16 protein-coding genes and 1 pseudogene are annotated in these 23,693 nt (G+C 70.1%); 4 read left to right on the top strand and 13 right to left on the bottom strand.

The annotated features are described in order from the left end of the window. Positions 1 to 138 precede the first annotated feature (138 nt). Entirely contained in the window at positions 139 to 1,728 is a 1,590-nt protein-coding gene (serA, locus tag ABZ260_RS19750; protein ID WP_343969929.1) for a phosphoglycerate dehydrogenase, read from the bottom strand. A 232-nt stretch (positions 1,729 to 1,960) separates the two neighbouring features. Here serA and ABZ260_RS19755 point away from each other — a divergent pair, with 232 nt between their 5' ends. Next, entirely contained in the window at positions 1,961 to 2,815 is an 855-nt protein-coding gene (locus ABZ260_RS19755) for a hypothetical protein (protein WP_350914735.1), read from the top strand. Positions 2,816 to 3,055: 240 nt separating this feature from the next. On the opposite strand, the gene ABZ260_RS19760 is transcribed toward ABZ260_RS19755, so the two are convergent. The 3 genes from ABZ260_RS19760 to ABZ260_RS19770 form a co-directional block, all read right to left on the bottom strand. After that, on the bottom strand, positions 3,056 to 5,662 hold the full coding sequence (locus ABZ260_RS19760; RefSeq protein WP_355619431.1) for an FtsX-like permease family protein: 2,607 nt from the start codon (positions 5,660 to 5,662) through the stop codon (positions 3,056 to 3,058). A gap of 40 nt (positions 5,663 to 5,702) precedes the next feature. Then, a complete protein-coding gene (locus tag ABZ260_RS19765) occupies positions 5,703 to 6,410 on the bottom strand; it encodes an ABC transporter ATP-binding protein (RefSeq protein WP_355619434.1) in 708 nt (235 codons plus the stop codon). A gap of 139 nt (positions 6,411 to 6,549) precedes the next feature. After that, on the bottom strand, positions 6,550 to 7,071 hold the full coding sequence (locus tag ABZ260_RS19770; protein WP_350966208.1) for a PadR family transcriptional regulator: 522 nt from the start codon (positions 7,069 to 7,071) through the stop codon (positions 6,550 to 6,552). Between the two features lie 88 nt (positions 7,072 to 7,159). On the opposite strand from ABZ260_RS19770, the gene ABZ260_RS19775 reads away from it, so the two are divergent. Beyond that, a complete protein-coding gene (locus ABZ260_RS19775) occupies positions 7,160 to 7,708 on the top strand; it encodes a DUF1707 and FHA domain-containing protein (RefSeq protein WP_355619437.1) in 549 nt (182 codons plus the stop codon). A 63-nt stretch (positions 7,709 to 7,771) separates the two neighbouring features. Here ABZ260_RS19775 and ABZ260_RS19780 read toward each other — a convergent pair whose 3' ends face one another. Further along, positions 7,772 to 9,169: an MFS transporter gene (locus ABZ260_RS19780; protein WP_355619440.1), complete on the bottom strand. Its 1,398-nt coding sequence runs from the start codon at positions 9,167 to 9,169 to the stop codon at positions 7,772 to 7,774. Between the two features lie 334 nt (positions 9,170 to 9,503). Here ABZ260_RS19780 and ABZ260_RS19785 point away from each other — a divergent pair, with 334 nt between their 5' ends. After that, a complete protein-coding gene (locus ABZ260_RS19785) occupies positions 9,504 to 10,397 on the top strand; it encodes a CAP domain-containing protein (RefSeq protein ID WP_355619443.1) in 894 nt (297 codons plus the stop codon). A 184-nt stretch (positions 10,398 to 10,581) separates the two neighbouring features. Here ABZ260_RS19785 and ilvC read toward each other — a convergent pair whose 3' ends face one another. The 8 genes and pseudogenes from ilvC to ABZ260_RS19825 all read right to left on the bottom strand — a co-directional run bounded on the left by ilvC (position 10,582) and on the right by ABZ260_RS19825 (position 22,443). Beyond that, positions 10,582 to 11,562, bottom strand: a complete 981-nt coding sequence (gene ilvC, locus ABZ260_RS19790) for a ketol-acid reductoisomerase (RefSeq protein ID WP_326646885.1) — start codon at positions 11,560 to 11,562, stop codon at positions 10,582 to 10,584. 39 nt (positions 11,563 to 11,601) lie between these two features. Beyond that, complete coding sequence (gene ilvN / locus ABZ260_RS19795) at positions 11,602 to 12,126, bottom strand: acetolactate synthase small subunit (protein ID WP_343969953.1); 525 nt, start codon at positions 12,124 to 12,126, stop codon at positions 11,602 to 11,604. A 2-nt stretch (positions 12,127 to 12,128) separates the two neighbouring features. Beyond that, a pseudogene (locus ABZ260_RS19800) lies at positions 12,129 to 13,868 on the bottom strand (acetolactate synthase large subunit); the annotation flags it as partial. A gap of 225 nt (positions 13,869 to 14,093) precedes the next feature. Next, on the bottom strand, positions 14,094 to 16,751 hold the full coding sequence (locus ABZ260_RS19805; protein WP_355619446.1) for a GGDEF domain-containing protein: 2,658 nt from the start codon (positions 16,749 to 16,751) through the stop codon (positions 14,094 to 14,096). A gap of 268 nt (positions 16,752 to 17,019) precedes the next feature. After that, positions 17,020 to 17,928: a 2-hydroxyacid dehydrogenase gene (locus ABZ260_RS19810; protein ID WP_355619449.1), complete on the bottom strand. Its 909-nt coding sequence runs from the start codon at positions 17,926 to 17,928 to the stop codon at positions 17,020 to 17,022. A 34-nt stretch (positions 17,929 to 17,962) separates the two neighbouring features. Then, on the bottom strand, positions 17,963 to 19,759 hold the full coding sequence (locus ABZ260_RS19815; protein ID WP_355619452.1) for a VanW family protein: 1,797 nt from the start codon (positions 19,757 to 19,759) through the stop codon (positions 17,963 to 17,965). A 348-nt stretch (positions 19,760 to 20,107) separates the two neighbouring features. Continuing rightward, a complete protein-coding gene (locus ABZ260_RS19820) occupies positions 20,108 to 20,803 on the bottom strand; it encodes a response regulator (RefSeq protein WP_355619455.1) in 696 nt (231 codons plus the stop codon). Continuing rightward, positions 20,800 to 22,443: a sensor histidine kinase gene (locus ABZ260_RS19825; protein ID WP_355619458.1), complete on the bottom strand. Its 1,644-nt coding sequence runs from the start codon at positions 22,441 to 22,443 to the stop codon at positions 20,800 to 20,802. The genes ABZ260_RS19820 and ABZ260_RS19825 overlap by 4 nt, the downstream gene beginning before the upstream one ends. A gap of 274 nt (positions 22,444 to 22,717) precedes the next feature. Between ABZ260_RS19825 and ABZ260_RS19830 the strand changes: the two genes are divergently transcribed. Then, positions 22,718 to 23,584 (top strand): tripartite tricarboxylate transporter substrate binding protein, encoded by an 867-nt coding sequence (locus ABZ260_RS19830; protein WP_355619461.1) that lies wholly within the window; start codon positions 22,718 to 22,720, stop codon positions 23,582 to 23,584. The last annotated feature ends 109 nt before the right edge of the window (positions 23,585 to 23,693 follow it).

Below are 23,693 nucleotides of genomic sequence, written 5' to 3' on the forward strand. Positions count from 1 at the left end.
AGCCCCTTCCGTACTTTCGCCATCGATGCCGAGGTCGTCACCGAGTTGCGGGTCCGTGACGACGCCGGGTCTCCCTCCTCCGCCTTGCGAGACACCACCTGACCGATCCTCGCCACGGCAAGATCCGCGGGACAGGTCCTAGTCGGCCAGGTCGACCGAGCGGCCGCTGTCGGCGCCGATCTCCGCGCCGATCTGGTCGATCACGTCGGCCGGGATGGCGGTGTCGACGGTGAGCGCGATGAGGGCCTTACCGCCCTTGACGTCCCGGGCCACCTGCATCGAGGCGATGTTGATCGAGTGGTCGCCGAGGATGCGGCCGACCACGCCGACGACGCCGGGGCGGTCGGTGTAGGTGAAGAACGACAGGTGGTCGGTCGGCTCGATCTCCATCTGGTAGCCGTTGACCTCGACGATCTTCGTGATCTGCCGCGGACCCGACAGGGTGCCGGAGACCGAGACCGCACGGCCGTCGGCGAGGACGCCGCGGACCGTCACGACGTTGCGCCAGTCGGGGCTCTCCGCGCTGGTGACCAGCTCGACCGAGACGCCGCGGTCCTTGGCCAGCAGCGGGGCGTTGACGTAGGTGACGGAGTCCTCGACCACGTCCGTGAAGACACCCTTGAGCGCGGCCAGCTCCAGCACCCGGACGTCGTGGGCGGCGATCTCGCCGCGCACCTCGACGTCGAGCTTGGTGGCGACCTCGCCCGCGAGAGCCGTGAACACCCGGCCGAGCTTCTCGGCCAGCGGCAGGCCCGGCTTGACGTCCTCGGCGACGGCGCCGCCCTGGACGTTGACCGCGTCGGGCACGAACTCCCCGGCCAGGGCGAGCTTCACGCTACGCGCCACCTGGGTGCCGGCCTTCTCCTGGGCCTCGTGGGTGGAGGCGCCCAGGTGCGGGGTGACGACCACCTGGTCGAGCTCGAAGAGCGGGCTGTCGGTGACCGGCTCCTTCGGGAACACGTCGATGCCGGCCCCGGCGACGCGGCCCTCCTTGATCGCGGAGTAGAGGGCGTTCTCGTCGATGATGCCGCCGCGGGCGACGTTGATGAGGCGGACGTTCGGCTTGACCGCGTGCAGCTCCCTGTCACCGATGAGGCCGATGGTCTCCTTGGACTTGGGCAGGTGCACCGTGATGAAGTCGGCCTCGCGCAGGGCCTCCTCCAGCGTGACCAGGCGGACGCCCATCTGCGCGGCGCGGGCCGGCTGCAGGTAGGGGTCGTAGGCGATCAGCTCGACGCCGAACGGCTGGAGGCGCTGCGCGACCAGCTGGCCGATCTTGCCGAGACCGAGGATGGCGACGACCTTCTCGTCGAGCTCCACGCCGGTGTACTTCGAGCGCTTCCACTCGCCGCCCTTGAGCGCGGAGTGCGCCTGGGCGACGTTGCGGGCTGAGGCGAGGATCAGCGCGACGGTGTGCTCGGCGGCGCTGGTGATGTTGGAGGTCGGCGCGTTGACCACCATGACGCCTGCCTTGGTGGCGGCCTCCACGTCGACGTTGTCCAGACCGACACCGGCGCGGGCGACGACGCGGAGCTTGGGCGCGTGGGCGATCGCCTCGGCGTCGACCTGCGTGGCGCTGCGCACGATGAGCGCGTCCACGTCGGCGAGCGCGGGCAGGAACTGGGCACGGTCGGCGCCGTCGGTGTGGCGGACTTCGAAGTCCGCGCCCAGGACCGCGAGACCGGCCTCGGAAAGTTCCTCGGCGACCAGTACGACGGGCTTGTTCACAGGCTGGATCCTTACTAGGCGGTGAGGGTGCACGGACCTCACGTAGTCTATCGGCGCTTGTGAACGTATTCACGAGTGTCCCGAGATGCGAGACGCGACCGCCTCCATGATCCAGCACGCCGGTACCCGCCCCTGACGCATCCCATGCGCCAAAAATTCAAGTTGGTCTTGATCCTAAGAAAACTTCGCGATTACCCTGATAAGCCGTGGGTCACTACCTATCGTTCCTCATATGAGCATCGGGAACCCCGCTCTCGGCAACGTACTCGCGCAGCACGGCGAGCCGCACCGGCTGCTGGCGGCGCTTGCCGAATGGGGACTCCTGGTCGCCGTGCGACCTGACCGCTCCGTCGTGCTCGGCACGACGCAGGCCGGTGAGCGTGTCCTGCTCGGGTACACCTCGGCGGACACCTACGCGCGGCACCGTGGCGGCCACTCACTGTCGGCGTGCGACGCCGACACGGTCCTCGACATCCAGCGGGTCACCGGCGTGCGGGAGATAGTGATCGACGCGGCGGGGCCCGCGGCCGCGGCCGTGCCGATCGAGGATCTCCAGCGGTACCTGCTCTCGAAGCGCAGCGGCCCCGCGCCCGTGCTGTCGAGCGCGACGCCGACGGCGTACGCGACCGGGGCGATGGCCACGGTCTCGCGTCCCGCGCCGGTGCGCCCGCAGCGAACGCCGGTGCCCGCCGCGCCCGCCCAGCCGTGGATCCCCGCGCCCCGGCCCCATCTGTCGGGGCCGATGCAGATGGTGGATCCCGGCTACCGGCGGTGCGAGCACCCGATCCTGCCCGCGCTGCGCGCCGCGATCTCGCACCTGCTCGTCGACTACCCGCTCGTCCATCACGTGTGGATCTCCGAGGCCAGCACCTCCTCCGGCGCCCCGGGAATCATGCTGCACGTGAAGGTGCACATGTCGGCGGCCGAGGACGTGGTCAGGGACATCCATCGCGGGGTGCGCGCCCGGTTGCCGCAGCTCGCCGCGAGCGAGGCGCCGATCCTGATGGCCAGGGTCGCCGACGCCCGCAGCGAGCAGCGGATGGTCGAGCTGGGCGCGCACGTGGTCTGCGCCGACGTCACCGACTGACGGTGCCGCCGGTACGGCGGCCGGGGAACCCCGACGACCGCACCGGAGAACACGGCGGGGCGGGCAGCACGGCGGTCCGAACGACGGAGGCGGAGACGCCGCCGCCGTTCGAAGACACCGTCGTATCCGCCGCCGCGCCCCCTCGCGAGGGCACGACCGGCCGTCACGTTCGCCGAGGACCGCGGAGACGGCCCCGGCTCGGATCACCCGGGAAACCGGCGAGGACTCCCGGGCTGCGCGCTAGCCGATCCTGCGGGTCAGCGTCACCCTCGTCCGGGCGAACGCCCCCGCCACCAGGGCCGCCAGCACCGGCAGGCCGATCACCACCGCCGCGAGGAGAAGCCAGGGGATCTCGACCGTTGGCACCCCCGGCGGGAGGGAGGGGATGGACGGGAGAGCATCGGCCGGTGTCAGGATGACGCTGTATCTCATGAGCGTCGTGGGCCACGTCGCGGCGATCCCCGTCACGGAACCGGCGACCGCGCCGATCAGGACACCGAGCCCCGCTATGAACCCGGCCTGCCCGGCGACGACCAGCCGGCGCGTGCCTGGCGGCGCCCCGACGGCGGCCATCGTGGTGAGATCGGGCCGCATGTCCGCCGCCGCGAGCCCGGTGGCGACCAAGGTGCCGCCCAGCACCAGGACGAGCGCCGCCCCCAGGAGCAGCCACAGCTGGGTGGTGACAGCGTTCTGGAACCCTCGCTCGACGTCGACGTAGAAGTCGGCCCCCGAGGTCATCCCCGCGAGATCCCACCTCAGCATCGCTTCCTGCCGTTCGGTGATCCGGTGCGCGACCGAGTCGGTGTACAGAACGTGGGGCTCTGTCCTCAGGCCCGCGTTCCGTACGGCGGCGATCGGCAGCACCGCGACGGCGTACCGGGGATCGGCGGCTCCGGCCTGGACGGCGGGAACCGTGATGTGATCCGGTACCCCGGTCCCGTCCTTGCTCTTCTCCACCCTCAGGGTTAGCTTCCCGTCCCGCAGCAGCCCGGGCTGGAACACCACGGCCTTCCCCGAGGCGAACGCGGCCGACGCCACCGGATCCCGCCACCCCTGGACGAACGTGAGCAGCCGTTCGTCCCCGATCGGGAGCGATCCGTAGAAGTGGTCCAGCCTGTTCTCCGTGATGGGCTGGACTCTCAGCTCGACGGTCAGGTTCCCGGGGGGCAGCACCTTGGCGCCCTCGATCAGCGGCACCCCCGGCAGCCTCCGCTCGACGGCGGCCCTCGCCTCGGCCCAGCCATCGTCGAGACCATAACTCTTGATCGTCATGGTCCCCGCCGGAACGACCGTCTGGAAGATGTCCCGGCTGTGGGCGGAGTCACTGTTGATCCCGATGCCGAGCGCGACGACCGTGGCCGTGGCGGTCATGACCGCCGCGACGGCGGACGCGGTACGGCCCCGATGGCGGGAGGCGTCGCGGGCGGCCAGCCGGAAGGGGAGCGGGAGCCGAGCGGCCAGGGTCGCGGCCCCCTTCACCAGCCTCGGTGCCAGCGCGACCAGCCCCAGTTGGATGAGAACGGCGGCGGCGAAGACCCAGACCACGTCGTACCTGATGGCCAGGAAGGTCGCGGCGGCCCCGGTGGCGAGCAGGACCAGGCCCAGCACCGGGCGACCCACCCGGTCGCGCACCGTGCTCCGGCGCCCGCCGAGCACCGCCGCCGGGTCCTGGCGGGCCGCCTGCACGGCGGGGACCATGGCGGCGACGAGCCCGCTGCCCGCCCCGAGCAGGGCGACGCCCACGATCGGGAGCCAGGGAATCTCCAGGGGGCCGATCGCGCCGATCAGCCTGCCCCACTCCGCCGCGACCGAGAGCGAGGCCAGGCCCACGCCGAGGAGCAGACCGATCGCCGTGGCTCCACCGCCGAGGACGACGCCGTCGGCGAGGACGATCAGGCGCAGATGTCTCGGTGAGCTGCCTTGGGCGGCGATCAGCGCGAGTTCCCTCCGGCGCCGCCGGAGGCCGACCGCGAAGGCGGGACCGGCCAGCAGCACCACCTCCAGCACGATCATGACCCCGGCGACTCCGATCGTCACGGTCCGATTCAGGCCGTACGGAGTCGTGAGCAAAACGCCGTCGGGCGGGTTCTCGATGACGGCGCGGGACTGGACCAGGAGTCCGACCGCGTTCAGCCGCTGGACGGCGGCCCAGGTGACCGGTTCCGGGGCGTCGGCCAGCCAGCCGGCGCCCTGGGTGCCCGGCTGGGCGAAGAGCAGAGTGCCGGGGAGCCCGACGATCTCCGTTTCACGGGTCCGGTGCGGGTGCTCGATCACACCCACGACTGTCATCGGTTTCCTCTTCCGGGTGACCTCCAGCACCGCGCCGAGGCTAGCCCCCCTGCCCAGCATCTCCGGGGTCACCGCGATCTCCTGGGCGGAGGCCGGGAATCGGCCCCTGACCAGGCGGTACATGCCCGCCGTCAATGGGTCTCGCAGATCCAGTTCGCGCACGCTCGCACTGTCGAGGCCGTCGGCGGCCAGGTAGAGGACGCTGCCCTCGTTCACCGGGAGAAGCCGGGCTCCGGGCCCGAGGAGCCTTCCCGCCTCGGCCTGCGTCCAGGGCCGGGTGAGAGCATCGAGCACGCCGTCGCCCGACCACCCCCGGCCTCTGATGTCGTTCTGTTTCACCTTCCCCCGCACCGAGGTGACCCGGATCAGGGCGTCGGCCGTGCCGAGGTCGGCGGTGAGGCCCTCGCGGGGGTTGATGTCGGCGGTCTCGACCAGGGTCAGGAAACCCGTGATGACGAGAACGGGCAGGCCGATCATCAGCATGATCAGCGCGCTGCGGCCGCCGGCCCGCAGGGCGTCCCTGCGGGAGATCCGCAGCGCGGCGAGGAGGGCGCTCATGTGTTCCTCCCGCCTCGCGACCGGGTGTCCGTTCGCGCGCTCATCGGGCGCTCTCCAGGGGGACGGCGGTGGAGTCGGCGATCTCGCCGTCGCGCAGGAAGACCACCCGGTCGGCCCAGGCGGCGTAGCGGGGTTCGTGGGTGACGAGCAGCACGGCGGCTCCCGCGTCGCAGCGGGTGCGCAGCAGCCGGAGGATGTCGTCGCCGGTCGGGGTGTCCAGCGCACCGGTGGGCTCGTCGGCCAGCAGCAGCCGCCGCTCCCCGACCAGCGCGCGGGCGATGGCGACCCGCTGGCGCTGGCCGCCGGAGATCTCGTCGGGGAAGCGGTCGGCGACCTCGCCGACGCCGACCTCTGCGAGCACCTCCAGCGCCTCTCGGCGGGCGGCCTTGAAGGCGACCCCGTCCAGCTCGCGCGGGAGGGTCACGTTCTCCAGCGCGGTGAGCGAGGGGATCAGGTTGAGGTCCTGGAAGACGTAGCCCACGTGCCTGCGCCGGAGCCCGGCGAGCTCCCGTACCGACAGGCTCGCCAGCGGCGTGCCCTCGACGGTAACCGATCCGGAGGTGGGCCTCTCCAGGCCGCCGGCGAGGTTGAGCAGGGTGGACTTGCCCGACCCGGAGGGGCCCATCACCGCGACCAGCTCTCCGGCCTCGACGTCGAGGCTCACCCCGTGCAGTGCCGTCACGGCCTGCGATCCCGCACCGTGCGTACGGGTCGCCTCGGCGAGCCGCACGACGGGGCCGAGGGTCATCTGGGTCCCTCCGGCGTCCGGAGCGCTGGATTCGAGTGGGGGAAGGATGTCAAGTCTGTCTCCTACGTCTGAGAGGCCCGCGTCGAGATCCCGTGGCCGGGACCTGGCGTTCCCGGGCCTGTTTCCGGAAAGCCCGCACCTAGGGGGTCGGAGGTTCGGCAGTGGCCGTGAGCACGGCCTCGCAGTGGTCGAGCCAGCGCTGTTCGGCCTCGGCCTGGAAGATCATCGAGTCGAGCACCAGCCGCTGGGCGGGGCCCTCGACGTTCGCGCGCTTGGCGCGGACGAACTCCTGCAGCGTGCGCATGGTCGCGGTGCGCTGGGCCTGGATGATCGGCCGTACGTCCGCGGCGGCGGTGACCGCCATCGCGAGCTTGATGACCAGCTCGTCCCGAGGCCGGTCCGACTGGACGACGGGGGTGCCGAACCATCGCTCCATCTCGGCCCGACCGGCCTCGGTGATCGAGTAGACGACCCGGCCCTGCTCGTCCTGCTCGCCGGGGCTCACCAGGCCGTCGCGCTCCATCCGGGAGAGCGTCGTGTAGACCTGACCGATGTTGAGCGGCCAGGTCGCCCCCGTCGACGCCTCGAACTCGGCGCGCAACTGGTAGCCGTAGCGAGGTCCCTGGCTCAGCAGGGCGAGGAGCCCTTGTCGAATCGCCATACATACTGAGTATGCATACCCAGTATGTCAGTTGCAAGAGATCTGCATATTCTGGACAGGTTCCGCCCTTGGGGCCGATACTCGGAGGATGAGCTCGACGCATCCCCCGTCCCGCGCCTCCGACGGGGATCGCGATCGTGCGATCAACGAGCTCCGTGACCGTGCTGTCGAGGGGCATCTGTCGCACGACACGTTCCTCGGTCGCGTCGATATGGCCCTGCGAGCGCGCAACCAGGGTGAACTCGACAATCTCGTCGCCGACCTGCCGCAACGCGGCCGGTTCCGCCGCATGGTCACCGAGGTCGTCGCCTCGGCCTCCGACTTCACCAAGCGGGTGGAGTCGGCCTGGCGGCGTCCCAGACTGCCCAGGCTGGCGCTGCCCGCCGACGACCGGGCCCGCTACGTGGTGGGCCGGGGCTCCGCCTGCGACCTGGTCCTCGCCGACCTGACCGTCTCCCGGGTGCACGCCGAGCTCCGCCGCGACGAGGACGGCTGGGTCCTCGTCGACCTCGGCTCGTTGAACGGCACCCGGCTGAACGACTGGCGCCTGGTCGGCCCGGCGAAGGTCCGGCCGGGCGACGTCGTCTCCTTCGGCGACTGCGGCTTCCTGATGATCACGCCCCAGCTGTTGTCATGACCCCACCGCCCGGCCCTTCCGGGTCCGGGCCGCGATCACCCCGACCCGGACCGGTCATCTTCCTCAGTCGGCCTGGGTCTCCGCCGCTCCGGCCTCGGGCTCCGCTGCCTCGGTCACCCCGGCTCCGGCCTCCCTGAGTTTCTCCGCGGTCAGGGTGTAGCGCATGGTCAGCAGGATGCTGACCACCATCAGTAGCGCGGGCAGCAGCGTCGCGCCGTACAACGCGGCCGTGGTCGCCGACTCGGGCTGCGCGACCGGTGTGGAGGGGTCGGACTCCACGAATCCGGTCGCGCCGAGCAGCCAGCCGAGGATGAGCGCGCCGAACGCGAAGACCACGGTCTCGGCGGCGGTCCAGAGCCCGGTGAACACCCCCGCACGCCGCTTTCCGGTGACCAGCGTGTCATGGACGATCACGTCCGAGAGCATCGAGAACTGCAGCAGCTGGAAACCCGCGTAACCGATGCCGACGAGAAGCACGCAGGCGTGCGCGTACGCCGAGCCGAGCGGCCCCGAGAAGGCCATCCCGACGGTGCCCACCGTGAACAGCGCCGACGACAGGATCATCGCCCCGCGCTTGTCGTAACGCTTGGACAGCCAGACCCAGAGCGGCATGGTGATCAGCAGCGGGCCGACGATGCCCAGGAAGAGCGTGGTGGTCGCCGCCGGATCACCCAGCGTGTAGGTGGCGAAGTACGGTGAGCCGGCCAGCATGATCCCGGCCGCGAGCATCTGGGCGCAGCTCAGGCCGAGCAGCACCATGAACGTCCCGTTCGAGCGGGCGGCGGTGAACTGGGCGCCGAGCGACGGCTCCGCCTCGGCCCGCGCGACCATCGGGGCGCGGGCCGTGCCGAAGAAGGCGGCGAGCATCGACAGCAGCAGCGCCGCGCCGACGACCAGCCCCATGGTCCGGTAGCCGGAGACCTCGGTGCCCGCGATCATCGGCGCGATGGCCCCGGAGAGCAGGATCCCCAGACCGACGAAGACCATCTTCCACTGCAGCAGGGAGGAGCGCTCGTGGTAGTCGTCGGTCATCTCCGCCGGCATCGCCTTGTACGGCACCTCGTAGAAGGCGTAGGCCGTCGCGGTGAGGAAGTAGCAGAGGCCGACGTACAGCGCGGCGGACAGGCCGGTGAGCGGAGGGCCCGCGAAGGTGAGCGCGAAGGTCACCGGCAGAGTGAGTGCGCCCAGCAGCATCCACGGGCGGCGGGCCCCGAAGCGGGAGACCGTCCGGTCGGAGCGCTGACCCACCCAGGGGTTGATGAACATGTCCCAGAGCTTGGGGAGGAAGGCCACCACCCCGGCGATCCAGGCGGGAACCGCCAGCACGTTCGTCATGTAGAAGAGCAGCAGCAGCCCGGGGACGGTGGAGAAGGTCGCGGTGCAGATTGAGCCGACACCGTAGCCGATGCGCACGCCGCGCGGCACGGTGACGACGGCGGGGGATGGCGCCGGGGAGATCATGCCACATTCAATCGCGGCGAGTGACCGCTTGGTAGGCCCAGGGCAACGTGAATATTTTTTCCCTTCCGCTCCGAGGGGCCCCTTCGCCTCGCCCGGCCCAGTCGATCTCCATACCGGCCGATGTCATGAATGTCCAGCTCAGACAGGCCACAAAGGGACTTTCCACGGTAGATCGCCCCAAATTTGGACCGGTGCATCGCCGGCCCCAGACGCCTATGTGATCACTCCGGTTTACCTGGAGCCCATAATTAATGTCGGTAATTTGCTGACAAGGCCGATCTGTCCCCGACAGAATGCGGAACCGTCCAGCGTCTCACCAACTGGAGGAACCGACATGCGCAGACCGCTAGGGGTACTGCTGTGCCTCGGGAGCCTGGCGGCCCTCAGCACGCCGATCGCCACCGCGCACGCCGCGGCCGCCCCCCTGGCCGAGTGCCGCGTGTACGCCGCCAAGCCGTACGTCACCGCGGCGGGACGGATCCAGGCCTCCGCCGCCCGGCTGGGCTGCGACGACACCGCGCTGGTCCGCATCCGGATCAAGCGCGCCGTGGCCGGCGCCGACCCGGTCGTCAAGAGCGCCTCCCTGCGCGGGACCAACGGGCGGGTGACCGTGAGGCTGGCGTGTGCCCCCGGCGTCTACTACTCCGTCGTCACCGACTACCGGGGCAACGTCAGCCGTTCCAAGGCCGTCAGGCTCGCCTGCTCCCCCGCGGCCACCCCGACCCCGAGCCCCACCGCGACCGCTCCGACCCCTGGTCCGGCCCCCACCCCGACGGCCACCACCAAGCCGACACCGGCTCCGTCCCCCACCAGCACCGCCCCCACCCCCGCACCGGGAGGAGGATCCGCCGTCTCCGAGGAGGTGGTGCGCCTGACCAACGCCGAGCGGCAGAAGGGCGGCTGCGCTCCGCTCGTCTCCGACCCCCAGCTGCGTTCGGCCGCGCAGGGCCACTCCGACGACATGGCCGCCAAGAACTACTTCAGCCACACCTCACTCGACGGCCGGGACATGACCGCCCGCATCAAGGCGAGCGGGTTCAGCCCGATGCGTGCCTGGGCCGAGAACATCGCGAGGGGCCAGCGCACCCCTGCCGAAGTGGTGAAGGGCTGGATGGACAGCTCCGGTCACCGGGCCAACATCATGAACTGCGCCTACACCCATCTCGGAGTGGGCGTGGCCACCGGCTCCCAGGGCATCTACTGGACCCAGAACTTCGCCAAGCACTGAGCACCACCGGGTACCGAATCCAGGCGGGCACTCAGCCCGGCCGGACTCGGCGTCCGGCCGGCTCTCCCGCCCCGGCCAGGGTGGGAGAGCCGGTCGGCCATCCTCACCGGAACGGCCCGCGCCCCCGCGACGTGAACTCGTCGCGGGGGCGCGGGCCGTACGGGGTACCCGGTGCGGGTGGCTCCTACTTGAGCCAGCTCATCATCGGGCGGAGCTTGGCACCGGTCTTTTCGATCGGGTGCTCGGCGAGCTCCTCGCGGTAGGCGGTGAACCTCTTCTGGCCGCTGTCGAACTCCTCCACCAGCTCCCTGGCGAACTCGCCGGACTGGATCTCGGCGAGGATGCGCTGCATCTCCTTCTTGGTCTCCTGCGTCACCACGCGCGGGCCGCGGGAGTAGCCGCCGTACTCGGCGGTGTCGGAGACCGACCAGTACATCTTGTGGATGCCGCCCTCGTACATCAGGTCGACGATCAGCTTCATCTCGTGCAGGCACTCGAAGTAGGCGACCTCGGGCTGGTAGCCCGCCTCGATCAGGGTCTCGAAACCGGCCTTGATCAGCTCGGACACGCCGCCGCAGAGCACGGCCTGCTCACCGAACAGGTCGGTCTCGGTCTCCTCCTTGAAGGTCGTCTTCAGCGCGCCGGCGCGGGTGCCGCCGATGCCCTTGGCGTACGACAGGGCGAGGTCCAGGGCGTTCCCGCTGGCGTCCTTCTCCACCGCGACGAGACACGGCACGCCGCGGCCCGCGGTGTACTGGCGGCGCACGAGGTGACCGGGGCCCTTGGGGGCGACCATGGCCACGTCCACACCCTCCGGCGCCTCGATGAGGCCGTAGCGGATGTTCAGGCCGTGCCCGAAGAAGAGCGCGTCGCCCTCGACCAGGTTCGGGGCCACGTGGTCGGCGTACAGGTGGCGCTGGATGTGGTCCGGCGCGAGGATCATGGTCAGGTCGGCCTCTTCGACGGCCTCCGAGGGCGTGAGCACCCGCAGGCCGTCGGCTTCGGCCTTCTCCCGGCTCTTGGAACCCTCGGGCAGGCCGACCCGGACGTCCACGCCGGAGTCGCGCAGCGAGAGCGCGTGGGCGTGGCCCTGGCTGCCGTATCCCAGAACGGCGACGTGCCGGCCCTGGATGATCGACAGGTCGGCCTGGTCGTCGTAGAAGATCTCAGTCACTTGCTTAACCTTTCGAGTTTCTCGAGTGCGTTACGCGGTCCGGTCCAGGGCCCGGAGAGAACGGTCGGTGATGGAACGGGCGCCGCGGCCGATGGCCACCATGCCCGACTGGACGAGCTCCTTGATGCCGAACGGCTCAAGGACCTTGATGAAGGCCTGCAGCTTGTCCGGCGTGCCGGTGACCTCGATGGTCACCGCGTCCGAGGAGACGTCGACGCAGCGCGCCCGGAACAGGTTGACCAGCTCCAGCACGCTGGAGCGGTTGTCCGCGTCGGCCCGCACCTTGATCAGTGTGAGCTCGCGCTGCACCGACTGCGCCGGGTCGAGCTCCACGATCTTCAGCACGTTGACGAGCTTGTTCAGCTGCTTGGTGACCTGCTCCAGCGGCAGGTCGGCGACGCTGACCACGATGGTCATCCGGGAGATGTCCGCGTGCTCGGTCGGCCCGACCGCCAGCGAGTCGATGTTGAACCCCCTGCGGCTGAACAGCGACGCGACGCGCGCGAGCACGCCGGGCTTGTTCTCCACCAGCACGGAGAGCGTGTGCCTGCTCATGCCTAGTCCTCGCTGTCCCAGACCGGCGCCATGTCGCGCGCGAACTTGATGTCATCGTTGCTGGTCCCGGCCGCGACCATCGGCCACACCATGGCGTCCTGGTGCACCACGAAGTCGACGACCACCGGCACGTCGTTGATCTCCATGGCCTTCTTGATCGTCGCGTCCACGTCCTCGGGGCGCTCGCACCGCAGGCCCACGCAACCGTAGGCCTCGGCGAGCTTGACGAAGTCGGGGATGCGGCGGACCGTCTGCAGGTCGGTGTTGGAGTAACGCTCGTTGTAGAACAACGTCTGCCACTGCCGGACCATGCCCAGGTTACCGTTGTTGATGATCGCGACCTTGATCGGCACGCCCTCGATCGTGCAGGTGGCGAGCTCCTGATTGGTCATCTGGAAGCAGCCGTCACCGTCGATGGCCCAGACCGTGGTGTCGGGCCGGCCCATCTTGGCACCCATCGCCGCCGGCAGCGAGAAGCCCATCGTGCCCGCGCCGCCGGAGTTGATGAACGTGCCGGGGTTCTCGTAACCGATGAACTGCGCGGCCCACATCTGGTGCTGGCCGACCCCCGCGGTGTAGATCGCGTCCGGGCCGACGATCGCTCCCAGCCGCTCCATCACGTACTGCGGGGCGAGGGAGCCGTCCTCGAACTCGGTGTAACCCAGCGGGTAGGTCGCCTTGTAGGTGTTGAGCGCCGTCCACCACTCGGCATAGTCGCCCTTGCGTCCCTCAGCGCGCACCGCGGCGATCAGGTCGGAGATGACCTCCTTGCAGTCGCCCACGATCGGGACGTCCGCGTGCCGGTTCTTGGAGATCTCCGCCGGGTCGATGTCCGCATGAACGATCTTCGCGTACGGCGCGAAGGTCGACAGGTCGCCGGTGACACGGTCGTCGAAGCGGACGCCGAGTCCGATGATCAGGTCGGCCTTCTGCAGCGCGCCGACCGCCGACACCGAGCCGTGCATGCCGGGCATGCCCATGTGCTGCGGATGGCTGTCGGGGAAGGTGCCCCGCGCCATCAGGGTGGTGACCACCGGGATGCCGGTCAGCTCGGCGAACTCCAGCAGCTGCGCCGACGCGCCGGCCCGGTGCACGCCACCGCCCACGTAGAGCACCGGCCTGCCGGCTTCGACGATGAGTTTGGCCGCCTCGCGGATCTGCTTGGAGTGCGGCCGGGTCACCGGCCGGTAGCCGGGCAGCTGCATGACGACCGGCCACTCGAAGGTCATCTTCGCCTGGAGCGCGTCCTTGGCGATGTCGACCAGCACCGGCCCCGGACGCCCGGTCGAGGCGATGTGGAATGCCTCCACGATCGTCCTGGGGATGTCGTTCGGGTCGGTGACCAGGAAGTTGTGCTTCGTGATCGGCATGGTGATGCCGGAGATGTCGGCTTCCTGGAAGGCGTCGGTGCCGATGGCGGCGCTGGCCACCTGACCGGTGATCGCGACCATCGGGACCGAGTCCATGTAGGCGTCGGCGATCGGGGTGACCAGATTGGTCGCGCCGGGACCGCTGGTGGCCATGCAGACTCCGACCTTGCCGGTGGCCTGCGCATACCCCTGGGCCGCATGCCCCGCACCCTGCTCGTGCCGTACAAGCACGTGCCGGACCTTGGTCGAGTCGTAGAGCGGATCATAGGCGGGGAGAATCGCGCCGCCCGGGATCCCGAACACAGTGTCGACTCCGACGTGCTCCAGCGCCCTAACCAGGGCCTGGGCTCCTGTCATCTGTTCGGTCATCGGCTCGTTCCTTGTGGCTGAACATGCTTAATGGCATAAAAAATGCCCCATTCCGCTTGGTCGGCGGAGCTGGGGCGGCGCGCAGGTCGAAGTACTTCGCTCAGCGACCTGCGCGCCGGTGAAGTACTACGAGGATCCCACGGTCAATCTGCATGCCTCCACCTTGGCCGACGGAGTGGCCCCACGTCAAATTCATGGGACAGATATCTCAGAGTCCGAGATGTGAGGTCAGGCGTGAGTCCCCAGGCTGGAGAGGCTGGTGCGCATCAGCGAGTCGACGCCGCGCGCGGCCATCGGGCGCGCCACCAGGAATCCCTGGCCTCGGGTGCAGCCCATCTCACGCAGCAACTCCAGCTGCTCGGGCCGCTCGATGCCCTCGGCGACCACGATCAGTCCCAGGTCGTGACCGAGCCGCACGATCGTACGGGTCAGCAGGGTCAGCGTCTCGTCGCAACCGAGCCCGGACACGAAGGAGGGGTCGATCTTGATCATGTCGACCGGGAGCTGCCGCAGCAGCGCCAGCGAGGCGTAACCGGTGCCGAAGTCGTCGATGGCCAGCCGGACCCCGAGGGTGCGCAGCTCGGAGAGCCGGGTGATGGTCTGCTCGGCGTCCTCGACCAGCATCTCCTCGATGACCTCCAGGGTCAGCGCGCTGGGCGGCAGCCCGCTCTCGACCAGGGCGGACTCGACGGTCTCCACGAAACGCGGCGCCATGATCTGCCGGGCGGACAGGTTGAGCGAGAGCCCGATCTCCCAGGCGGAGGCGCGCCAGGTGGCCACCTCCCGGCATGCCTCGCGCAGGATCCACTCGCTCAGCGGCACGATCAGGCCGGTGTCCTCCGCCGGGCCGAGAAACTGCTCGGGCGGTACGAACTCGCCCCCCCGGCACCAGCGCACCAGTGCCTCGACGGCGGTGACGCGCGAGGTGGCCAGGTCGACCACCGGCTGGTACTCGATCACGAACTGGTCTTCCAGCAGCGCCCGCTGCAGGTCGGCGGCGAGCTCCAGGCGCCGTACCACGTCGGCGTGCATGTGCGCGGCGAACACCTCGACCCTGCGCCCGCCCAGTTCCTTGGCCCTGGCCATCGCCACGTCGGCGTTGCGGATCAGATCGGCGGAGGAGACGTCGTCGGCCGCGAAGGCCACCCCGACGCTCGCGGTCAGCGCGATGTCCCGGTCGGCCACCCGGAACGGCTCGGAGGAGACCGTACGGACCAGTCGCTCGGCCAGGTCCACCGCCGTCTGGGCGTCGACCGCCTCAAGCAGCACCGCGAACTCGTCTCCGCCCCAGCGCGCCAGGGTGTCGTCGGTCCGTACCGCGGCGCGCAGCCTGCGAGCCGCCTGGCCGAGCAGGTAGTCGCCGCTGGCGTGACCGACCGAGTCGTTCACCGCGGTGAAGCCGTCCAGGTCCAGGAAGACCACGGCGACACTGCTCGCGCCGGGACGGCCGAGCACCTCGCGGGTGCGCTCCTCGAAGTAGGCCCGGTTGGGCAGGCCCGTGACGCCGTCGTGGAAGGTCAGGTGGGCGACCTGGCTGCGCAGGGCCTCCTGGTCGCTGATGTCACGGGTGGTGACGAGCAGCAGGCCCTCGCCGCGCACGTGCCGGGTGGCGACCGACTCGGCGGGGCGCCAGGTACCGTCGGAGGCTCGGACCCGGCAGACGACCATGCACGCGCCAGGCCCCTCCTCGGCCTCCTCCTCCAGGCTCATCGCGCTCAGCGCCCCCTGGATTCCCGGCACGTCCTCGGGGTGGATGTAGTCGAAGATCTTCCCGCCGACCAGCTCCTCGGGGCGGTACCCGTACGTGATCTCGACACCCTCGCCGATCTGCCGCACCACACCGTCGTAGTCGCAGAGCAGGACCACGTCGCCGGCGCTCTCGGCCAGGTCGTGCAGCTGCCGCTCACCGAGATGGAGCAGGCTCCGCAGCCGCCCGGTCTCCAGCAGCATCACGAACATGCGTACCAGCAGGACCGCGACGATCGACGCGCACACCGAGGCCAGAACCACCGGCGGCCCCTGTACCCCGCCCCCGATCACCTTCAGGAGCACGACGACGGCGGCCACCGCGACGAGGAACAGCGGCACCGCCGCGATCAGCGAGGACGTGCTCTCGCGGAGGAACGGCTCGTCGTCCTCGAGATCCGGCGATCGCGCCGCGCCCCCGCTCCACGGGACCACGGCGAGCACCAGGAACGCGGCGGGGGCCAGCCACACCCAGGTGAGTGACGGCGTGTCGCCGCTCACCCGGGCCAGCGCGGTGATCGTCTCGGAGGTCGCGACGGCGGCCAGCACGGCCAGCGCCGCCAGGCCGACCGGCCAGGCCGACCGCCTGATCGGCACCACGGCGGGGCCCACGACGCAGGCGAGGATCAGGCAGAACAGGGGTGAGGCGAAGGTGACCGCGGCATTGCCCGCGTCGCCGGCGTCGCGGTAGACCGGCCCCACCAGCGTCACCCAGATGATCACCAGGATGGAGGCGGCGCACACGTAGGAGTCGGCGAGATCGCGCAGCAGGGCATGCCCTCGGGCGGGCCTGGCCGCCGACAGCGCGGTACCGACGGCGATCATGGCCGTACCGGCCAGGAGCACCAGGTCGGCGAAGGTCACCACGAACGGCGCGCCGTCCGCGATCGGCCGCACCCCCACCCCGACCAGCCAGGTGACCGAGCCACCCGCCAGCCAGCGCCAGGCCAGCGCCCTGCGCCGGCCGATCACCTTGGAGGCCGCGGCGAACAGTGAACCCGCGGCGGCCGCCGCGGTGACGACACCTGCCACCGCCTCGACGACCACGGCGGGAGCGCCGCTGACAAGAGCGGCAACGAGCCCCACCACGCCGACGGCGGCGGCGGTCAGCGGTACCCGGGGGTCACGCCAGCGGATCAATGTCGTCTGCCTATCGGTGTCGTTTCAGTGTGTTCTGCTCCCGCAGCATCTCCTGCTCGCTGCGCTCATGTCACCGGCGCGAGCGCGTTGTCCTTCGTCCTCGGCGCTCGTACCGACACACGGCCAGTGTGGGCCGTCCGGCCCGCGCGAGGGGTGACAACGCCGTAGTCGTCACCGATCTGATAACCGCGCGGGCGATGGACATCGTTTCCGCCGACGCTACGCACCGCAGGTCACGAGGTAGCCACGGTCCGGATTCCTTTGCCGGTCAGTAGGAACCCGTGATCACATTTTTGAGCGGCTCCCCCGCGAGGTAACGCAGCAGCTGGGAGCGGAGCAGCTTCAGCGTGCGCCGTACGGACGCCGGGCTGCTGCCCGCGACGTGCGGGGTGATGAAGACCCCCGGCGCGCTCCACAGCGGGTGTCCCTCGGGCAGCGGTTCGGGATCGGTGACATCGAGCGCGGCCAGGATCCGGCCGCTGCCCAGCTCGGCGACGAGCGCGGCGGTGTCCACCACCGGGCCCCTGGCCGCGTTCACCAGGACGCCGCCGTCCTTCATCGCCGCCAGGAACCCGGCGTCCACCATGCCCGCGGTCTCAGGGGTGGACGGTACGAGCAGCACCACCACATCCGCCGCGGGCAGCAGGGCGGGCAGCTCGTCCATGCCGTGCACGCCGGGCCTGGCGGTCCTGGCCACCCGGACGACGTCCACCTCGAAACCGTCGAGCCGTCGCTCCAGCGCCTCACCGATCGAGCCGTAGCCGACGATCAGGACCGTGGAGTCGGCCAGCACCCCGGTGTGGTGGTAGGTCCACTCACCCCTCCGCTGCGCGTGGACGAACCCGGGGAACTCCCGGAGCACGGCGATCATGGCTCCCACCGCCCACTCGGCGGTACCCGCGTCGTGCACGCCCCGGGCGTTGCACAGCGTCACCCTCTCCGCCAGGTGCGGCCGGTAGGCGTCGACACCCGCCGTGACGGTCTGCAGCAACCGCAGGCCGGTCATCCGGGCGAGCAGATCGGGGAGACCCGCCACCGGCGTCAGCGGTGGGATCCAGACCTCGACCTGCTCCGCCCCCTCCGGCACCGGCTCCGTGCCGTCATAGACGACGCACTCCACTTCGGGCAGATCACACAGAACGTCAGCGGCGGCTTTCGAGGGGACCCAGATCTTCATCCCCGCATTATCCAACCGCGACGCCCGCGAGCCACTACTCGTCCGCGCTTCCCTCACTCACGCACTTCAGGTCGAGTTCGGGGCGGTAGACCGTGGTCTCCTTGACGCGCTTGATCTCCTTGCCGTTCTGCTTGAAGACGCGCCAGACGTCGATCGTGAACCCCTGCTGGCCGACCATCGGGATGCAGTCGGGGCCGCTGTCGGTCTCGCTCTTGAACGGGGTGATGTTGTAGCGCTCGGACGAGATCGACTCGATCTCGTACCGCTTGGTGCTCCAGAAGGCGACGGTGACCCCGTTGTTGTCGAAGGAGGTCTTCACCAGCACCCCGTACGGCGAGTCGTTCTTCCAGCGGAAGTCGGGCTCGGGCCAGGAGACCGTGGACTCCCGTCCGGCGGGGTAGCGGGAGATGTAGAACTCGTGTGCCATGTGCTGGACGTCCTCAAGGCCGCCGAAGAACACCGCGTTGTACATCGTGGTTACGAACTGGGAGATTCCGCCGCCGACCGAGTCGACCAGCCTGCCGCCCTGGATCATGGGAGCGGGGACGAAGCCGCGGGCGGTGTCGCGCTGGCCGATGACGCCGTTGAGCGAGAAGGTCTCGCCCGGCTTGACCAGGTAACCGTCCAGCAGCTTGGCGAGCGCCCTGATGTTGGTCACCCGTGGCGGGCAGCACTCGTAGGGCGTGGTGAACTGGCTGATCCGCTCCTTGATGCCGAGCTTGCGCGCCTCGGCGTCGGACATCCGCGGCCGGACCGTGGCCATGGCCACCGGGATCGTCCGCTCTCCGTTGCGGGAGACCATCTCGGCCACGTCGGCCGCGAGCCGCTCGTCGTCGACGCCCTTCCCCTTGCGGCCGGGCACCAGTTTCGGCTTGCCCGCGATGATCTGGAAGGTGGGGTCGCGCGGGGCCAGGGCCGGATCGACGAGCTTGTCCTCCACGGAGGCCACCGCGCTTCTGGCGTCGAACACCGGGCGCATGCCGCCGGAGCTGTCCGGCTCGAAGGACAGGTGCGCGGCGAGGGTCTCCACCGGCAACTGGACCTGCTTGCCGGAGAAAGTCAGGGTGACCGGCCCGGACAGGGCCTTGACCGCGTCGTTCGCGGCCTTCTTGACCGTCTCCGCGCCGACCTTGGGCTTGATCACCGAGACCGGGAGCCTGACCTCCTTCGCCGGACCGAGGAAGGCGTCCGTGATCGCGGTGACCGCGGCCTCCCTCTCCAGTTCCCTGCCGTCGCGGGGCGTCACGACGACGGGTTTGACGCCCTCGAAGGTGACCGAGCCCTCGCGGACCTTGAGGTCGATCTTCTTGGCCAGGCTCGCGACCGCGGTCTTCATGGCCTCAGCGTCGGTGGAGACCTTGGGCTCCAGCTCGGTGGTGCCGGTGAAGGCCCGCCATACCTCGGCGGGAGTGGGGAAGTCACTGGGCGCCTGGTCGATGGTGGCGACCACGTTGAACTCCAGACCCGCCTTGCCCGGGTCGAATTCGTGGCGCTTGCCCGCGGCCAGGAGGGTCATCTCCTCCGACGCCTCACCCGCCAGACGGTCTCTGAGCTTGTCGGCCGCCTCGGTCGCGGTCAGGCCGCCGATCTCGACACCCCGCACCACGGTGCCCGGCAGCATCTTGCCGGACATGACGACCGCGGGCACCGCGTAGGCGAGACCGGCGACGAACAGCACGGCGAGGATGATCAGGACGATCCTGCGGCCCTTACGCCGGCCCGGGGAGGGCTCCTCGTAACGGAGGCCGCTGGACTGCGGGAACCCCCCGTCGCCGCCGGGGACGAGCGAGGGCTCGTCTCGCCGGAACGAGGGCTCGGGCGGGGCCGCCATCTGCCAGGGCTGCGGAGGCTGTGCCGCGGGCGGAAGCGCCGTCGCCCCGCGGGCCGGTGCGGCGGGACCGCCAAAGCCGGTGGAGCCGAAGATGTCGGGCGAGACTCCCGGGGGGAGGCGCGAGCCGTCCTTGGACTGGCCGCCCGGTGCTCCCGGAGGAAGGCGTGGATCACGGGCGCCGGGCGGGACAGGACGTGAGGGAAGCGGTATCGCCTCAAAGGGGTCCGTCGGCGGGTCCACAGACGCTCCGGCGTTCCGCACGGCCTCCGTCTCCTCCTGCTTCTCAGCTTCCACCTCCGGCAACCCTAAACCACACCGGTCAACCAACACCCGAAAATAAATAACAAATCAACCAGTCCAGCGGTAGCGGTGCTCGGGCCGACCAGCGGTGCCGTACCTCGGACGGAGTTCCGCCTGGCCCGCCGCGCACAGGTGCTCCAGGTACCGGCGGGCACTGACTCTGGAGAGACCGGTGATCACCGCCGCCTCGGCCGCCGACATGTCGGTGTCGCTCTTCCTGAGCGCGGTGGCCACCAGGGCGCACGTGGTGGCCGACAACCCCTTGGGCAGCGGCAGTGGGACCCCCTTGACCGTGCCGAAGAGCTGGTCGACCTCGTCCTGGCGCGCCTCGTCCCCGAGGGTGGCGAGCCTCTGGCGCATCTCGGCGTACTGTCCGAGGCGGTCGGTGAGGGCGCGGGCGGTGAAAGGTTTGATCAGGTAGTTGACCGCGCCGCCGCGCATGGCCGCCCGGACCGTGGCCACGTCACGCGCGGCGGTGATCATCAGGATGTCCACCGGGTGCGAGGCCCCCCTGAGCGTCATGAGTACGTCGAGTCCCGACATGTCCGGCAGATAGATGTCGAGCAGTACCAGGTCGGGCCCGTGCGTCGTGACCGACTCGATGGCGGCACTCCCGGTGTGCACGACGTCGGCGACCGTGAAGCCGGGCACCCTGGCGACGTAGCCGCCGTGGATCCTGGCCACCATGAAGTCGTCGTCCACCACCAGTACGCGGATCTCCCCCGCGTGCCCGCCCCCGGTCATCTCCGCACCTGCCGTTCCGTGAGCTCCCCGGGGCCGGCGGGCTCCCCCTCGGGAGACGGCGCGGGCTCACCCGTGGGGAGGAGCGCGGTGAAGACGGCGCCGCCCGCGTTGTGCACCCGTACCCAGCCACCCCGGCGCGAGCACGTCTGGCGGGTCAGTGCCAGCCCCAGGCCCCGTGGCCCGGCGTGGGCCACCTTGGTGGTGAAGCCCTCCAGGAACACCTCGTGGACCAGGCCCGGGGTGATCCCCGGACCGGAGTCGCCGACCCGGATGTGCAGCCCGTCCGCCTCGGTACGAACCGAGACCTCCACCGTTCCCCCACTCTCCTGCAACGCGTCGAGGGCGTTGGCGACCAGGTTGCCGACGACCAGGACCGCGTCGTGCGGATCACCGAGCATGCCCTCCTCCACCCGGGAGTCGTCGGACAGCACCAGGGTGGCGCCCCGCTCGGCCGCCTCTGCCGACTTCGCCAGCAGCAGCGCGGCCAGCGTCGGGTCGGCGATCTTCTCCCGGACGCCCGAGGCGTGCCTGCTGTACGCCTCGGTGGTCTGGGTGATGTAACTGACGGCCGTCTCGTACTCGCCGAGCTCCAGCAGGCCGACCACGGTGTGCATCCGGTTGGCGAACTCGTGGGCCTGCGCGCGCAGCGCGCCGGTCGTGGTGCTGGCCTGGTCGAGCTCGCGTGCCAGCCGCGCCAGCTCGGTCCGATCCCGCAGGGTGACCACCCAGCCGCTCTGCCGCTCCCGTACCGCCACCGGGGTCCGGTTGAGCACCAGCACCCGGTCACGGTGGAGCACCACCCGGTCGTCACCGGGGTCCACACCGTCCAGCACGTCCCGCATCCGGCCGGAGAGCGGCATCTCCCCCAGGCTCCGGCCGACGTCGTGCTGGGAGAGTCCGAGCAGGTCGCGTGCCGCGTCGTTGACCAGCGTCACCCGGCCCGCCAGATCAAGGGCGAGCACCCCCTCCTTGACGCCGTGCAACACGCCCTCACGCTGTTCGAGCAGGGCCGCGATCTCAGCCGGTTCCAGGCCGAACGTCTGACGGCGAACCCTCCGGACGATCAGCGCGGCGGCGGCCGACCCGGCGGCCAGGACCGCGAGCACGGTCCAGAACAGCGGCGGGAGCGCCGCGCCGAGCTGGTCGTCGACGGTCTCCTCCAGGATCCCGACCGAGGCCAGGCCGATGACCTTCCCCGAGGAGTCGAAGATCGGCGCCTTGCCGCGCACCGAGCGGCCGAGCGTCCCCGTCTGGATGCCGGTCCAGGGGTGCCCGTCCGTCATCACCTGCGAGCCGTCGGTGGACAGCCGCTTGCCGATCAGGGCCGTGTTGGGGTGGGCGTAGCGGATCTGGTCCCGGTTGGCGATCACCACGTAGTCGGCGCCGGTGGCCGCCTGCACCCCGGCCGCGATCGGCTGCAGGCTCAGTTCGGGCCGCGCCCTGGTGAACGCCTCCCGCACCTGGGGAAGCCCCGCCACGGATTCGGCGATCGCCAGGGCACGCTGCTGGTACTGCCGGTCCAGCAGCTCACGGGTGTGCTCCATCCAGACGCCCGCCGTACCGCCGACCGCGAGAAACACGATCACTGTCTGCAACACGAAAAGCTGGGTGCCGAGCGAGGCGTTGACTAAGCGTCGCACGAGTTGACTCCCTGGTCAGGGAAGGTCGATGAAAGCAGCCCGAGATAACGACGAGGTCGCGGGGGCGTGTGACCAATATGACCGATACGACGGCAAACACGCAAAGGATCGACACGGCGACCGGCTGAGGTCACCATCCTCACCACGCTCTGTTCATGTTGTTGGGAGTTCGACCATGCGTCTTCGGAGACTCGCCACCCTCGCGGTGTTGTCCCTCGCTGCCCTAACCGCCTGCGGTTCCGGTGGAAGCTCAGGTACCAGCGCGCTGAGAATCATGGCTCCGGCCTCACCGGGAGGTGGCTGGGACCAGACCTCCCGCGTCGCGGGAGAGGCGTTGAAGTCCGCCGACCCGTCCCGCAAGGTCGAGATCTACAACGTGCCGGGCGCGGGAGGCACCATCGGCCTCGCCCAGCTCGCGGGTGAGAAGGGCAACGGCAACCTGCTGATGACCATGGGCCTGGTGATGGTCGGTGCGGTGGAGCAGAACAAGTCGAAGGTCACCCTGGCCGACACCACGCCCATCGCGAAGCTGACCGAGGAGTACGAGATCGTCGTGGTTCCCGCAGGGTCGCCCTACAAGACGCTGGCCGACCTGACGGCGGCGTGGAAGGCGGACCCCGCGAAGATCGCCATCGCGGGTGGCTCCGCCGGAGGTACCGACCACATCGTGGCGGGCCTGATGGCCAAGGCCGCGGGCATCGACCCCAAGCAGGTCAACTACATCGCCCACTCCGGCGGCGGCGAGGCGCTCAACGCGCTGCTCGGCGAGAAGGTCGCGGCCGGGATCTCCGGTATCGGCGAGTTCGCCGAGCACGTGAAGTCCGGCAAGCTACGCGCCCTCGGGGTCAGCTCGCCCGCCCGGCTCGACAACGTGGACGCCCCGACCCTCAAGGAGGGCGGCCTGGACGTGGAACTGGCCAACTGGCGAGGCTTCGTCGCGCCCGGCGGGCTGGACGACGAGGCGAAGAAGGAGCTCACCGAGCTGGTCACCAAGATGCACGACTCGCCGGCCTGGAAGGACGCGGTGATCAAGAACGGCTGGGCCGACGTCTTCCAGACCGGGCAGCCGTTCGCCGACTTCCTCACCGCGGAGCAGACCAAGGTCAAGGCGGTCATCGCGGAGATGGGCCTCGTCTCCTGATGTCGTCCGTGAAAGACCCGTCCGGCACCGGACACGAACCCGTCGCCGTCGCCGCCCCGCCGGAAGGCGACCGCTGGAGCGCGGCCGTCGCGGAGCTGGAGGGTGGGAC

Origin of the sequence: Streptosporangium sp. NPDC006013 (assembly GCF_040614275.1) — a bacterium.
In the GTDB taxonomy this organism is placed as follows: Bacteria; Actinomycetota; Actinomycetes; order Streptosporangiales; family Streptosporangiaceae; genus Streptosporangium.